The following is a 14576-nucleotide window of genomic DNA, read 5'->3' as shown; positions in this document are numbered from 1 at the left end:
GTTGGCTCAGATGGGCATGGATGGCTATCGACTTCGCGAAGGCCAGTGTTTAGTTTATCTAAATGCATAATCTGAACAGCATTCCCCTCTCTGCGCTACGCACCATTGAGGCAATCGCGCGTCACGGAACTCTGCGCGCAGCCGCTGAGGAGCTGGGCGTCACCTCCGGCGCGCTGAGCCAGCGTCTTGGCAAGGCGGAGGAGATTTTGGGACAGGTGTTGTTTCACCGGACCTCAAAGGGTCTGCACCCAACAGAGATTTGCACGCGGATCGCCCCCCGGCTGTCCGCCGCAATGGCAGAGCTGTCTGCCGTATTGAGCGAGGTGCGAAACCGGCAGGGTGATGCGCTGACGCTGACGGTGGCACCGATCTTTGCCAGCCGATGGTTGATCTGGCGGCTGCGGCGCTTCAATGACACCAATCCGCACATCCGGCTCAGCGTTATACCCACCGCGGATGTGATTGATCTGAATACCTCTGATGTCGATATCGGTATCCGGGTCAGCGAAAGCGGTCCACTGGGGGAAGACGCGACGCCACTGTTGGTGCAGCGGGTGTTTCCGGTTTGCGCGCCTGAGATCGCAGCGCAGATCCGCGCACCAGAAGATCTGTTTCGTTTTCCAGTAATCCGGGAGGATGCGCGGCTCTATGGCTGGGCCCCCTGGCTTGCGCAAATTGGATTGGCGGAGCAGGAAATCCCTGCCGGACCAACGTTTGCGGATTCCTCGCTCTGCCTTGATGCGGCGATGACCGGGCAGGGTGTGTTCATGGCATGGGAAACTCTGGCGTGCGACGCGTTGGAGCGGGGGCAGGTTGCCGCTCCTCTTGCCCATCGCGCCGACACTAGGGCCACCTATTGGTTTGCCGTCGCCCCCCATGCCGCGCGCAATCCAGCGGTAAAGGTATTTCGGGCGTGGTTGGAGGCAGAACTCGCATGTTCGATGGCGTTCTGGGGTCAATCTTAATTCAGCGGGCCCAGAGACTAAGGCCCGCTGAATTAGCGACATCACACATCGAATGCTTGGTCCAGATCTGAGCGGAATTGTGCGTGGAACATCTGATCGCCGATAATGTGTAGGTGGTTGGTGCCCGGCACCACCGTGGCCGCCGACGCGCGCGGGGAGTAGCGCCGCCAGTCTACCAGATTGAGGCCACGGCTCAGACTGTCTCCGGCACTGTAAGAACGCACCGGGACATCCAGGCGCGACACCTGATAGCGCCGAAATACCAACGCGTTGTCGATCAGCACCCAAAAGGTGTGCTCTCGGCTCGACACCTCTGGCCCATCAATGGGTAAAGGGTCGGCCTCATTGCCGATAAAGCGCAGGAATTGCGCATAACACAGCTCATCCATCACATCGATCAGCGCATCCCACTGCGCGCGCATCTGGGTCTGAGCCAGCCAGCGCCGCAGGTCCACCTCTAGTTGCTCCCGTTCGCCGGGGGCGAACTTTGGCACTGCGCCCGGCGCAAAATCGCGACCCAGATCGCAGACATCCACCATTCCCACCATTTGAATATCGACGTCATCGTGCAACTGCCGGGCCGCTTCCCAAGCAAGAAGGCCACCCCAACTCCAGCCAAGGAAAGCACAAGGATGCCCTTTGCTCTCGCGGCGAATGTGATCAACATAGTCCGCAACGACCTCCGGTACCGAGACATTGAGGCGCTTTTCCTCGTTGAGCGAATGGCAGAGAAAACCCGTGACAGGCTGATCCGCGTCCAATGCAGCGGTGAGGCGCATGTATTCGCGGGTGGAAACCAAAAGCCCCGGAAAACAATAGAGTATCGGCCGATTGCCGGTGCCGCGCAGTGCAATGGCCTGCCGTCCTGTGGAACGCCCCGTTGCGATCCGCGCGGCCAGTTGCCGCACAGTGGGCGCATCAAACAGATCCGCGATGGTCAACGGCGTTGCCGGCCAGTGCTTGCGCATTTCGGCAATCACCTTGAGCGCAATCAGGGATTTGCCACCACACGCAAAAAAGTCATCGGTGACGCCAAGCGCTGAATTGCCGATCTGCGTGCGCCAAATCCTGAGCATTACGGTCTCGGTCTCGCCTTCTGGTACCACATTTTTGGTGGCGTTCTGGCGCGTTCCGGGTAAGGGCAGGGCAGTGCGGTCAAGTTTGGCATTGGGGTTGGTCGGCATCCGGTCCAGTACCACAATCGCTGCGGGGAGCATGTGGCGAGGCAGGCGCGCTTCCAGCGCCCGCATCAGATCTTCTTCCTGCACCTGAGGCGGCGCGACCACATAGCCAACGAGACGTTTGTGCCCGTCATCTTCGCGCAACAGCACCAGAGCTTCAGAGACATCTGTCTGTTCCAACAATGCGGCCTCTATTTCACCGGGTTCAATACGATACCCGTTGAGTTTGACCTGCAGGTCGACGCGGCCCAGAAACTCGATTGTGCCATCCTCACGCCAGCGTCCAAGGTCGCCGGATTTGTAAAGACGCGCCGCTTCACGTCCGTCCAGATCGGGTGCGAATGGATCGGGAATGAACCGCTCTGCGGTGGTGCCGGGGCGGTTTATATAGCCGCGGGCAACACCTTCGCCACCGAGATGGATCTCACCCACGACACCGATTGGGCAGGGCATCATATTTGTATCAAGCACATAGGCGCGGCGGTGCCCCACAGCGCGACCCAGAGGGGCGTAGGCGCCCTCGAATTTAGTACCCGCCCGCACCTTCCAGACCATCGGCGTCATAATCGTCTCGGTAGGTCCGTAGCCATTGATCAGAAGGGGCGCGCGCAGTTCATCTGACAGCAGTTCAAAGGTGCTCTGAGCGAGCCCTTCACCGCCAAAGGAATAAAGCCGCATATCCGGAGCTTCGCCAGTTTCGCGCGCCCATTCGGCCAGTTGCTGCAGGTATGTCGTCGGGATCGAGGCATTGTTGCAGCCATGGGTTCGCATCGCGGTCAAGGTTTGCTCAGGCGTCCAAAGCGGACCATGCGGGATCACCGCTGAACCACCCATCATCAGCGGGTTCATCCAGCGTTCGTGACCACCGTCCGAAGAAAACGGCAAGAAGGGCAGTTCTCGGCTCTCGGCGCTCATCTCGTAGACGCGAGCTGTATCTTGGAGATGGTCGCTCAGCGGGCCGTGTTCCACCGCGACCCCCTTGGGTTTGCCGGTAGAGCCGGAGGTATACATGATGTAAGCGATTTGATCGCGGTGGATGGGGACCTCGGGGTTATACTCTGGCTGGTCCGCGCCGGGTTCATCATCAAGGCACAAGACATGCGCCGCGATCCCCTGCGGGAGGCGGTTCAGATAGCGGCGACGGGTCACCACAACGGCGACACCCGCATCCGTCACAATATGGTGATTGCGGCTCTCCGGGTGGTCGGGTTCGACTGGAATATAGGCCCCACCCGCCTTCAGCGCGGCGAGGATCGCCATCACAGCGTCGATCCCGCGTTCCACCATAATCGCCACTGGCACTTCTGCGCGCACACCGCGCCCGATGAGGTGGTGAGCCAATTTATTGGCGCTGCGGTTCAGGCGATCGTGGCTCCAAGACTCGCCATCTGAAATCAGCGCGGTTTTTTCCGGTGTCAGGCGCGCGTGCTCTGCGATTAGGTCATGAACCGGACGGGGATCGTTCTCCGCGTCGTCTGTATAAGGCGCAGAGAGGTGGTCAAGCTCATCCTCCATAAGAAGTGGAATGCGCGCCACCGGGAGTTCGGGCTCCATGAGGCCGGTGCACAAAACCCGCGACAGATGGGTGAGCAGCCGCTCGATAAGCGCGGGTTCGAATAGTTCACGAGCGTAATTGGCATGTAGTGTAAGACCGCCGTCTTGGTGCGGCTGTGCAATCAGTAGACACTCGCCCTGTGTGGCAGGCTGCGGCGGATCAAGGCGGCGCAGCCCTTCTGGCAGGGATTGATCACCCACGACATGCAGCGTGACCGCCCCCATGACATGACGATCTGCCCCATCCCTGCGCAACATGTCCTGTACCAGTTGCGCAGACGAAAGGGTCCGCGCGCGCGCCTCAGATATAGCGCCTGCCGTGTGGCGCAGCGCTGAGGGGAATGATGCATAAGGGGTTAGCGCAAGACAAAGCGGCAGGACATCCTCGCTGCGGCGCTGGCTGAAGGGGCGGGTCTCACCAAGCGCAAAGCGCAGGCGGCTTTGACCGCTGTAGCGCATCAGCACAATGCCAAGCGCGGTAGCTACCGCGGTTTCCGCAGTGGTGGCGTCAGTCCCAAACTGGGAGAGGGTCTCGGCTTCAATCGAGAGCTTTGCATGGCCGCGGAAGGTGCCTTCTTTGCCGTTGTAACGTTGTGGCAAGCGGACATTCAGGATCTCCGGCTCTTGCAGCAGCTTACGCCAGTGTTCAAGGCGCTTGCGTTCTGTTTCGGTTGATACGGGGATCGGCTCCGGCTGATCTTCAAAAGACGTGCTTTCTTGGGTCAAGGCCTGCGCAAAATGGGCTGCGATTTGATTAAGGACACCCCGATCCGCCAGAACCGGATGTAAGGCGACGCCGAGGAGGTTGCCTGTCTCACTACTGCCGACGTAAACGGCGGCCAGCGGTCCCGAGTTCGAGAGAGAAACGCGCCTTCGTAAGGGTGGTTTCAAACTCCTCTATCGGGACTTCGCTCACCGTGATCTGATGAGAGGCAGTCTCCTTGCGCCGAAAGGCGCCCCCAGCTTGGCGGACCAGACGGGTGGCAAAAACCGGATTATTCGCAATCATCTCCGTCGCAGCGCGGCAGATATCGGATGCACTCCATCGAGGATCAATAGCAAGACGCAGGCGCTGGATTACAAAAGGCGCCAGTTGCCCGACTTGATCATGGGCGCAAATCTGCGCCTCCGCGTGCGAGAGTGCATCATGCGTGTGGGGGAGGGTGGTATCCGTCGTCATGCCATAGCCTCCTTCAGCGCAGCAGGGCGGGGATCCCGCCAGTTCTGCTCCACCCTCGCAAGGCAATCGGCGTGACATTCGGGCGCGCCTTGTGCCTGCCAGCCTGCGGGCACCGGTAGCGCGGCGGGCCAGACCGACCAGCGGTCTTCGGTATTCTTCACGCAGATCCAGAGTTCGGGGTCAGGGTGCGTCATCGGGCTCTCCCATTAAAAACGTATCGGGTCTGAGACGTCAGCCGCCGCGCGAAATTCACCCTTCGGGAGAGATTTTCTCGGGCCAGAGTGAATTTTCGGGCCGCTCTTGCGTCCTAGTGGGACGAAACCCGCTCCGCGCGACCCGATGCCCATATTTATTTGGATTTTGCTCCCATGCCGCACCTGAGCCCTATTGACCTTGGCAGCCCGCGACTGGGGCGCACCTTGTTGCGGATTGCGTTGCCAACAGTTGGAGGTCTAACGATCAACGCGACCCATCAGGGGGTGGATGCCTATTTTGTTGGGCAGCTGGGAGCCGAAGCTCTGGCCGCTGTCAGCCTGGCATTGCCACTAGCGGGGGTGACTGCGGCACTTGGGGTCGGGTTGGGGGTAGGCTGTGCCACCCATGTCGCGCGCGCACTCGGCGCGGGGACACGGGCCAAAGCCGCGCAGGTGGCCTCTGCGGCAATGGGACTGTGTCTGCTCATTGCGACGATCTTGGCCGGTGCCCTTTGGAGCGGGCGTGGGGTGCTGCCGGATCTGCTTGGCGCGGCAGAGGGCGTCGCAGTTCCTGCGCAGGCCTACCTTTCGATCATGGCGTTTTCCGCCGCTTTGGGAATGGTGCAAATCCTGTGTGATTTCATAGCGATAGGCGAGGGAAATGCACGGTTTAGCTTACTGACGCTTTGTCTGTGCTTTGGTCTCAATATCCTGCTCGACCCGGTCTTGATCTTTACCGCGGGGCTTGGCGTTTCGGGCGCAGCCCTTGCCACGGTGCTGGCGCAGCTTGCGACGTTGATGCTTTATGTGTGGTATTTCGCGCGCCAGCGCGGCGCATTGCGTCTGCGCCCCAACCTCAACCCTGCGGCCCGGGCGTGGCTTTGGCCGGTGTTGCGTGTCGGGCTGCCAGAGGCAGGGTCGGTCCTGCTGACGAGCCTAGTGTTTGTGGTGATGTACCATATGGCAGGTCGGCTTGAGGGGGCAGAAGGGCAGGCGGCGATGGGGATCGCCTTGCGGCTCTGGCTGATGGCGAGCCTTCCGGTTGAGGGTTTTTGCCTCGGAGCGCAGCCGTTGCTGTCACATGCGGCCGGGGCTGGAAATCTGCACCGATTGAGCCGCGCGATGTTCTGGATCGCGGGTGTCTCCGTTTCTGGCGGCCTGCTGATGGCGATATCAGGGCTGCTGGCACCTCTACCACTCGTTCAGTTCTTTACAGACAACGAGACCGTCACAGCACTTGCCGTGCCCGCTGTCTGCCTGCTGTCGGTCTCGCTGCCTGCCGTCGCCCTGCGGCATGCCACGCAAGTGCTGTTGCAGGCCACACTCAGAGTGCGGCTCGCTGCTGTATTGGCACTGGCTCCACTGGGTTGGTTGCTTTTGCCGCTGCTCATCTGGTTGGTTCCGCGATTTGGCTTTGACGCTCTCGCGCTCAGCCTCGCTGTCGCAACGCTTTTGACCGGCGTCGGTGCGGCGCTGATCCTGTGGCGCATGCCACGCCCCTCAAACTCTGGAGTTCTCGCATGAAAGATCACGAAATCCCGCACCTGAGCGATCTGGATCGCCTGACTGAAACCTTGATTGGGCCAGAGACCGCGATGCCTCATGATGCCAGTTCAGTGCCAATCTTCCAGACGTCCTCGTTCCTGTTTGATCGCTATGAAGACATGGCCGCAGTCTTTGCAGGTCAATCTGATCGCTACATTTATACCCGAGGCAACAATCCCACTGTGGCAGAACTAGAGGCACTGATCGCCCGCATGGAAGGGGTCGAGGCCGCGCGTGGTTTCGCCTCTGGCATGGCGGCGATTGCATCTGCGGTGCTGCCGTTTGTAGAGGCGGGCAGCCGGGTGGTGGCTGTCAATAATCTCTATTCTGATGCCTTCCGCCTGTTTGAGTGCGTGCTGAAAAAATTCGGCGTTACCACCGATTACGTGGATGGCACCGATACAGAAGCTGTTCTGGCAGCCTTGCCCGGCGCTAGCCTGATCTATCTGGAAAGCCCCACCTCATGGAGTTTCACCACGCAGGATCTTCGTGCCATAGGGGCCGAAGCACGTAGGCTCGGGGTGGTCTCGGTGATCGACAACAGCTGGGCGACACCGCTGTTTCAGCGACCGGCAGAGTTTGGCATCGACCTCATCGTACACGCGGCATCCAAATATCTCGCCGGACATTCCGACACCATCGCCGGGCTGGTGGCAGGGCCAAAGGCCCTGATGGACCGGATCAATCATGAGGCTTATCACTACCTTGGTGGCAAAATGTCTCCCTTTGACGCGTGGTTGGTGCTGCGCGGTATGCGCAGCTTGCACCTGCGAATGGCGCGCCATTGTGCAAACGGTCTGGCGTCGGGGCGCGCTCTGAGTGCCCATCCCGCGGTGACTCATGTGCGTCATCCGGCCTTTGAGGCGAACCCCGGCAACGCCTGCCTTTCAGGTTATGGCGGGCTCTTCGCCTTTGATCTGGATGACAGCGTCGATATCGCGCGATTTACCAACGCCTTGCGGGTGGTGAAAATCGGCGTGAGTTGGGGTGGACCAGAGAGTTTGGTGATCCCGGCGCAGGCTGCATTGGGGCTATCTGGTGCGGCCAATGTGTTCCAGCGTTTTGGCACTCCGGCGGGATCGGTGCGCATCGCGGCAGGGCTTGAACAAACAGAGACCTTGGTAGAGGACGTGCTGAACGCCATTGAGGAGGGTCGCAGGTGACAGAAATCAAACCGCTAGCCGAGGGCGAAGCATGGGCCGGAGCAAAATGGTACGACCTTGCAGATCGCGAAAGCGGCGCGGTGCGACGTGTCTTCCTCTGGGTGCCGCCTGAGGCCGCAGGACAAGCACCGGCCGAGGGTTGGCCTGTTCTCTATATGACCGACGGCAATGCGGTGATCGCGACAGCAATCGATGCAATGCGCGCACAGGCCTGCTACCCGTCGGGAACCAACACCGGCTGGGGTGTTCTGGTGGCGATTGGCTATCCCACCGACGACGCCTATGATCCTTTTCGGCGAAGCTGGGACCTCGGCCCGCCACCGGGGCAAAACTACCCGCCTTTCTGGGATGACGGTGAGGAGGTTCGCACCGGCGGTGGCGGCGAAATGGCGCGATTCCTGCTGGAGGATGTGCGTTCTTTTGTGGCCGCCAAGGTCCGGGTCAATCCAGAGCATCAGGGGTTATTTGGTCACTCCTTTGGCGGTCTGTTTGCGCTCTGGCTGCTGTTTCAGAACCCCAAGGCCTTTAGCCACTGGATCGCGGCCAGCCCTGCGATCACCTGGGAGGAGAGTTTCCTGCTGGATGATTTGTCTCGCTTTGATGCAGGTGCAGCGCAAGCCTATGTGCATGTGTCCGCGGGCGAATGGGAGGGCGACCACCTGGCCCCTTTTCAGACCCAAGCACCCGATGCTGCTGAGCGTTTGAAAGAGAAGGCAAAGACCCGCACAATTGCCGCCGCACAAGAGATGGCTGCTGCCCTGTCAAAACATCCAGGCCTAACCGCAGACTACGAGACCTATGGCGGGGAAAACCACATGTCGGTGCTGCCCGTGGCTGTGAACCGCGCAATCCAGCGGGTATTTGCCTTGAGTTGACGTCTGCGCAAAAAAATCGCGTGTAAATCTCATATTCTCTGCGTGGTGGGACTGAATTTCTGCCGACTTCCTCCGTCCCTATAGCAAGCCTGCGCGATTGAGCAGGCGATTGCGAACGGAGGATGATTTGTCACTGGATACACTCACTTCACAGCCTTTGCCGATCCGCGCCCGACGACACGGTGATGTGGTTCAGGTTCGTGGCAACGACAGAGATATCAACCTGCCAGTTGCCCATCTGGGCGGTGGACGGCTGGCGCTGAGACCCGCTTCAGAGGGTGTGCCAACCCACAATGAGACACTTGCGGCTTGCGAAACTCTGAGCAATCACGCCACCGAAGAGGTGTTGGTGGTTCTGGATCGTGCGCTCTGGTGCGCGCGCGAGGCGCAATTGCTGAAATCCGGCTGTGCTCAGGTTCTGGATGGCGACACTCTTGGTGTTTTTCCCGAGCTCTTGTGGCAATTGCCGGATCTCTGGCTCCCCGAGCCACAACCAGTGTTTCCACAGGTGATGATGCCGGATCCGCATGGCGCGCATCCGCTGCGCCCGGCAAAGCCTACCGGCACGCTGTATCACCGGTATATCCCTTGGCTGGATCAGGTGTTCAGCCTGCGCGCGTTGGAGCGCGAAGCGGATCTTCCACTGTTTCACCACTGGATGAACGACACCCGCATAGCCGCTTTCTTTGACGAGGCCGGCACGATGGCGGAACACCAAGGCTACTTGGCGCGCATGGCTGATGATCCGCATATGATGCCGGTGTTTGGGTGCCTGAACGGGGTGCCGCTGTTTTACTTTGAGCTCTATTGGGCGCGCGAAAATCGCATTGGTGCCCATTATGAGGCCGGGGCTTGGGATCGTGGCTGGCATGTTTTGGTCGGCGAAGAGCACGCCCGTGGCGCTGACTATATCACCGCATGGTTGCCGTCCCTGATGCACTACATGTTCCTTGCAGAGCCTCGGACGCAGGCGTTGGTAGGAGAGCCTGCAGCGAGCCATCACCAGCAAATCCGTAACCTGACGCGGTCGGGCTTTGCCCGCGTGAAAGATTTCGATTTTGCGCATAAGCGCGCGACGCTTGTGCGTCTGGAACGTGACTATTTCTTCAAATCCCGCCTCTGGGCGCGGCCGGATCCAGAAGACCCCGGTCGCCCGTTACGCCTGTCCTGTTCTGCCCTGTTGACCCGAGGAAATACGAAATGACAGATCTCCACACGCCCTACGACATGATTGGGATTGGGTTTGGCCCGTCGAACCTCGCCCTTGCGATTGCACTGCAGGAATGTGCCGCACCGCTCAAATCCTTGTTCCTTGAGGCCAAGCCTGAGTTTGCTTGGCATCCGGGCATGCTATTGGATAATTCCGACATGCAGGTGTCCTTCATCAAGGACTTGGTGACACTGCGAAACCCGGCAAGCCCGTTCTCTTTCCTCAGCTACCTTCATGCCAAGGGCCGGATTGAGCGGTTCGTGAACCGCAAGACCTTTTTTCCAAGCCGCCATGAGTTCAACGATTACTTCACGTGGGCGGCGGACCAGATGCAGGACGTCTGCGCCTATGACCAGCGCGTTGAGGCAGTTGCGCCTGTTCAGGGAAACAGCGGCACTGTTGAACTGCTGGACGTCGTGACGACGGATGCAAGCGGCAGAGAAAGCCGCCGCCGCACCAAAGATCTGGTTCTGGCCATCGGTGGCGCACCTAATATTCCAGAGGTCTTTGCCAACTTGCGGCGAAACTCAGCGGTTTTGCACAGTTCGTCCTATGTGACCCAAGGCAAACCGAAACTGGCATCTGCAGAACACCCATTGCGTATTGCCGTGATCGGCAGCGGGCAAAGTGGCGCTGAGATTTTCTGGGACTTGGTCAACGATCCAGCGCAACCCAATGTGGACCTGATTTTCCGCGGTCAGGCGCTGAAGCCCTCGGATGACAGCCCCTTTGTAAACGAGATTTTCGATTCTGCGTTTACCAGCGACATGTACAACCGCCCCAAGGCGGTGCGCGAGGCCTTTCTGACGGAATACGCCCACACCAATTATGCCGTGGTCGATGGTGATCTGATCGAACAGATCTATGGCGTGTTTTATGAACAGGAGGTCATCGGCACCGAGTCGCATAGACTATGGCGCAATACGCAGGTTCATTCCGCACTGGCGGTGGACGATGGAGTCGAACTCACGCTGAGCCAGCGCGGTGACGTGTCCCGGCAGCGATACGATCTTGTCATTCTTGCCACCGGATATACGCGCCGCCTTGGCGATACGATCTTGTCGGACTTAGCGCCGTGGTTGACCGCAGAGGAGGCCGAGCGCAGCTACCAGGTGCCGACGCGTGATGGCTTCCAACCGCGCATTTTCCTGCAGGGATATTGCGAGGCAACCCATGGGCTGAGCGATACGTTGCTGTCGATTTTGCCCAGACGCGCCGAAGAAATTACACATAGCCTGATATCCGGGCTCACGCCGATGCCGAAGGCTCTGACAGCGGCGGAGTGATGACAAGACATGGCGATATTTGGCTGACTGCTGTTGACCGCAGCAGGAGCCATTTGACCGGGAAGCCGCGAGCTAGTATCGAACAAAATACAACCTAGGGATGATTTCACCTCAGGCAGTTTTCGCCCGTTCTGAAAGCCGGCCGCGTTCTGTTTCGGCCATTTGACCCTAGGATTCGCCATGTCTCTCCCGCACCAATACCCGGTGTGCGAACTGCTCATTCGTGAGCTGGTCGCGCGTCGAAAACTGCACCTTTGCGAAGCATTGAAGGTCGTCAAACAGAGGGAGGCGGCCGAAGACGTGCTTCAAAATACCGCCCTCAAATGCATGATAAAACCACCGAGCCAAGCTCCGAGTAATCTGAAATGCTACATCTCAAAAATGGTTCGCAACGCCTCTATCGACTATCTGCGCAAACACAAACGAGAGTTGCCAACGGATTTTGATGATGAGGCAGTGACGGGTTGGGCAGAGATAACGCCGATTTGCGGGCGCGTGCATCTGGAGGATAAGCAAACGCTCTGCGAGGTGATAAAGGCGCTCTGCGCTCAATCAGCGCGAAAGCAGGACATATTCCTGCGTTGTCGTCTAAAGGACGAGCGGCAGAAGGATATTGCCGCCGAGCTGGGTTTATCTCCGGCCAGGATCAACGGTGTGGTGAAGCAGGTTGAGGGGGCTTGTAACGCAGCCATTGCGTGTACCGAGATGTAGGGGGAAACAGGTTTCCGATATGCGGCGTGATGATTTGGCGGTGTTGCACAGATTGGCGTCTGATCAAAATCAATGCTTGCGATGTGATCTGACATCTGGGCGTTTGGCAGGTCACGTTTAGTTCGGGAACTTTCCCCAGATTTTACCTCGATCATGGTCTGGACTGGCGTCTTGCCACAACACATCTTGCCCTGATGATCGGGCATGTGGTGGGGTTGCTACAGCCATTCCTCTAGATCGGCCTGCAGCGTGTTGATGCTGTCATAGAGTTTCTTGCGGAATGCCACCTCACCTCACTCCTGCAGGACGGTCTTGTGGAGGGGGCATTTTCGCTAGTACCTTCTTTGGGCTTGCGGCCGAGGAGCCCGAGGTGAAGAGGGGTTAGTCGACGCGACCTACCGGAACCCATATCACGGAGATCAGCCTGAGATTGAAGTAAGAAGAGGATGGCGTGCTGGTCGGGCGGAGTTTGAAGGATCAGAATTGGATCCAGAGGGCGTTGTTGCGCAACCTTGACGTCTGAGAATTAACTTCGCGAATTCATGCGGCTACATGGGCCGCACGCGCAAACTCCTTCGCACCGGCTATCGCATGACGAACAGGTCCAGCTGCAACGTGTCGGTGCGTAAGCCTGAGGCTTTGCTGAACTGGGTCGACGAGGGCATGATCTGGCGCACGTCGCGTTACGGCTCGGGGCACCCGCCGTTGTTTTCGGCGCTGCTATCCAGTTTTGCCTGTCCATAAATCTGCTGAAAGGGATTCGAAGCGCTTTTGCCGTAAAGAAAATCGACCGAATGGTTTCTAAAGCCGAAGCAGTCGAGTGCCGTTTTCTCGGTGGGGGCACCCAAGTAAAAAAATTCGAAGCTGAGGATTTTCGCCTTGTAGTACCTACGTTTTCTTGGCTATACGCGTCAGCGGAGATGTGGCCGAGTGGTCGAAGGCGCTCCCCTGCTAAGGGAGTAGGCCCGGAAGGGTCTCGTGGGTTCGAATCCCATCGTCTCCGCCACCTTACCTTTCATACTGATTTGTTCAGGTCGCCTTGGGCGGCCTTTTCTCTTTGATTTGCTGAGTTTTTCTTACTTTAACGATTGTGCTGGATTTGTTTCGATTGCACTCATGTTGTTGTATTGAGTGGTATGAAATGTGGTATGCATCATGGCTTTGACGGGCAGGCTGACTAAGAAGCTGGTGGAGAACTTGGGCACCGGGCGGCACGGGGGTGGCGGCGGGCTTTATCTGGTAGTCGATCCTTCAGGGGCACGTCGCTGGATCGTTCGAGTCGTCGTCAAAGGGCAGCGAAACGCCAAAGGCGCGCCACTTCGCACAGACTTTGGTTTGGGTGGGGCAGACATTGTCACGCTCAACCAAGCGCGGGATCGGGCGTTGGAATACCGCCGCATGGCGAAGCAAGGTTTGAATCCCCGTTTCAATACGACCCGTGCGATTCTGACCTTTGAAGAGGTGGGCAGACAAGTTCATATTGACCGGATGCCGACTTGGAAGAATGAAAAGCATGGCACTCAGTGGATCAATACCTTGCGCGACTATGCCTTTCCCAAAATCGGGCGGATGCCTGTTGATACTGTAGGCCAGCCAGAAGTTTTGATGTGCCTTTCACCAATCTGGACGGACAAACACGAAACTGCCCGTAGGTTGTCGCAGCGCATAAAGGTCGTTTTGGATGTTGCAAAGTCCAAGGGCTTCCGATCAGGCGAAAACCCAGTGACGGCAATCCATGAAGCACAAGTTTTGCCAAAGGTGAAGGCCAAGCCAAAGCATCATAAGGCAATGGCTTGGCAAGACGTGCCTGCTTTCTATGCAGATCTCAGAGTGCGTGATGCAATGGCGGCGAGGGCATTAATGTTAACTTGTCTTACGGGATCACGCACCAGTGAAGTTCTTAAGATGCGGTGGGACGAAGTAGATTCCCAAGCTCAGCTGTGGACGTGCCCTGCGGATCGCATGAAAGGTGGTGATACTCATAGGGTGCCCTTAACCGATGAAATGCTGACAATTATTGAACCGTTGCGCGCAATGCAGTCTGAATACGTGTTCGAGGGGCAGAGGCGGCATAAGCCTTTGTCCAACATGGCTATGTTGATGCTCCTACGCCGTATGCAGGTTGAAGGCGTCACTGTGCATGGTTTCCGTTCCACCTTTCGGGATTGGGCGTCTGAGTCGGCAAATGCCCCGCGCGAAGTTGCAGAAATGAGCCTTGCCCATAAGGTGGGGTCCGATGTGGAGCGCGCTTATGCCCGATCAGACCTCTTGGAGAAGCGGCGGTTGCTGATGTCACGTTGGTCTAGTTTCGTTTGCGGTGAAGAAAGCACGGTTCTAAAAGTGACGTTCGGTGCCGATGCTGGTCGATAAGGAAATCCTGTAAGGGTGGCGACTGGCACCCTTTAATGTGCAGACTGTGAATTTTAGGGCTGCTATTGACGCTTTGAAATGCTGAAAGGCAGAGAAAGAGACCCCTTATGGTGAACGAAAGCCAGCTTGAGAAGCTGAATTAGATCGTAGACAACCTCTTGGGGCGCGCGACGCCGTCCACCAAGCAAGCTTTCCGAATTGTCGCGCCCTTTGATATATCTCGACCAAACATGCATGACACCAAGAGAGAGTTTCTTTTAGAGAAAGAAGCGGTAGAGGCGATAGGCGTTGTTGCGCAAATCCCTGGGGATTCATCTCGTGACTCCAGCATGCTAGCTGTGC

The 14576-nt window shown here is 58.2% G+C and carries 11 protein-coding genes, 1 tRNA gene and 1 pseudogene; 9 read left to right on the top strand and 4 right to left on the bottom strand.

Annotated elements, in window-relative coordinates; all coding sequences use genetic code 11:
* The first annotated feature begins 62 nt into the window (after positions 1 to 62).
* A complete protein-coding gene (locus R1T40_RS11745; RefSeq protein ID WP_317384235.1) occupies positions 63 to 965 on the top strand; it encodes a LysR substrate-binding domain-containing protein in 903 nt (300 codons plus the stop codon).
* A 41-nt stretch (positions 966 to 1006) separates the two neighbouring features.
* Here R1T40_RS11745 and R1T40_RS11740 read toward each other — a convergent pair whose 3' ends face one another.
* The 3 genes from R1T40_RS11740 to R1T40_RS11730 all read right to left on the bottom strand — a co-directional run bounded on the left by R1T40_RS11740 (position 1007) and on the right by R1T40_RS11730 (position 5074).
* Positions 1007 to 4426: an amino acid adenylation domain-containing protein gene (locus tag R1T40_RS11740; protein ID WP_317384234.1), complete on the bottom strand. Its 3420-nt coding sequence runs from the start codon at positions 4424 to 4426 to the stop codon at positions 1007 to 1009.
* Between the two features lie 91 nt (positions 4427 to 4517).
* A complete protein-coding gene (locus tag R1T40_RS11735; protein WP_317384233.1) occupies positions 4518 to 4880 on the bottom strand; it encodes a hypothetical protein in 363 nt (120 codons plus the stop codon).
* Complete coding sequence (locus R1T40_RS11730) at positions 4877 to 5074, bottom strand: MbtH family NRPS accessory protein (protein ID WP_065334610.1); 198 nt, start codon at positions 5072 to 5074, stop codon at positions 4877 to 4879. Before R1T40_RS11730 ends, R1T40_RS11735 begins: the two co-directional genes overlap by 4 nt.
* 174 nt (positions 5075 to 5248) lie before the next feature.
* Between R1T40_RS11730 and R1T40_RS11725 the strand changes: the two genes are divergently transcribed.
* From R1T40_RS11725 to R1T40_RS11700, 6 genes are all read left to right on the top strand, one after another.
* Positions 5249 to 6598 (top strand): MATE family efflux transporter, encoded by a 1350-nt coding sequence (locus R1T40_RS11725; protein WP_317384232.1) that lies wholly within the window; start codon positions 5249 to 5251, stop codon positions 6596 to 6598.
* The gene (locus R1T40_RS11720) at positions 6595 to 7782 is read left to right on the top strand and encodes a PLP-dependent transferase (protein WP_317384231.1); all 1188 of its coding nucleotides are present in this window, start codon (positions 6595 to 6597) and stop codon (positions 7780 to 7782) included. The genes R1T40_RS11725 and R1T40_RS11720 overlap by 4 nt, the downstream gene beginning before the upstream one ends.
* The gene (locus R1T40_RS11715) at positions 7779 to 8657 is read left to right on the top strand and encodes an alpha/beta hydrolase (RefSeq protein ID WP_317384230.1); all 879 of its coding nucleotides are present in this window, start codon (positions 7779 to 7781) and stop codon (positions 8655 to 8657) included. Before R1T40_RS11720 ends, R1T40_RS11715 begins: the two co-directional genes overlap by 4 nt.
* Positions 8658 to 8784: 127 nt before the next feature.
* A complete protein-coding gene (locus R1T40_RS11710; protein ID WP_317384229.1) occupies positions 8785 to 9861 on the top strand; it encodes a GNAT family N-acetyltransferase in 1077 nt (358 codons plus the stop codon).
* Positions 9858 to 11153, top strand: coding sequence for a lysine N(6)-hydroxylase/L-ornithine N(5)-oxygenase family protein (locus tag R1T40_RS11705; RefSeq protein WP_317384228.1), 1296 nt, complete (start codon positions 9858 to 9860; stop codon positions 11151 to 11153). The genes R1T40_RS11710 and R1T40_RS11705 overlap by 4 nt, the downstream gene beginning before the upstream one ends.
* 180 nt (positions 11154 to 11333) lie before the next feature.
* On the top strand, positions 11334 to 11864 hold the full coding sequence (locus tag R1T40_RS11700; protein ID WP_317384227.1) for an RNA polymerase sigma factor: 531 nt from the start codon (positions 11334 to 11336) through the stop codon (positions 11862 to 11864).
* Between the two features lie 140 nt (positions 11865 to 12004).
* On the opposite strand, the pseudogene R1T40_RS22350 reads toward R1T40_RS11700, so the two are convergent.
* Positions 12005 to 12181, bottom strand: a pseudogene (locus tag R1T40_RS22350) (IS481 family transposase); the annotation flags it as partial.
* 599 nt (positions 12182 to 12780) lie between these two features.
* Here R1T40_RS22350 and R1T40_RS11695 point away from each other — a divergent pair.
* Together R1T40_RS11695 and R1T40_RS11690 are read left to right on the top strand one after the other, a co-directional pair.
* Positions 12781 to 12870, top strand: a tRNA-Ser gene (locus tag R1T40_RS11695).
* Between the two features lie 149 nt (positions 12871 to 13019).
* Positions 13020 to 14234 (top strand): tyrosine-type recombinase/integrase, encoded by a 1215-nt coding sequence (locus R1T40_RS11690; RefSeq protein WP_317384226.1) that lies wholly within the window; start codon positions 13020 to 13022, stop codon positions 14232 to 14234.
* The last annotated feature ends 342 nt before the right edge of the window (positions 14235 to 14576 follow it).

The organism is Tritonibacter scottomollicae, from assembly GCF_032924845.1.
Classification (GTDB): Bacteria; Pseudomonadota; Alphaproteobacteria; order Rhodobacterales; family Rhodobacteraceae; genus Epibacterium; species Epibacterium scottomollicae.
Note: the sequence above shows the minus strand (reverse complement) of the source record. Positions and strands in the feature narration are given on the sequence as shown.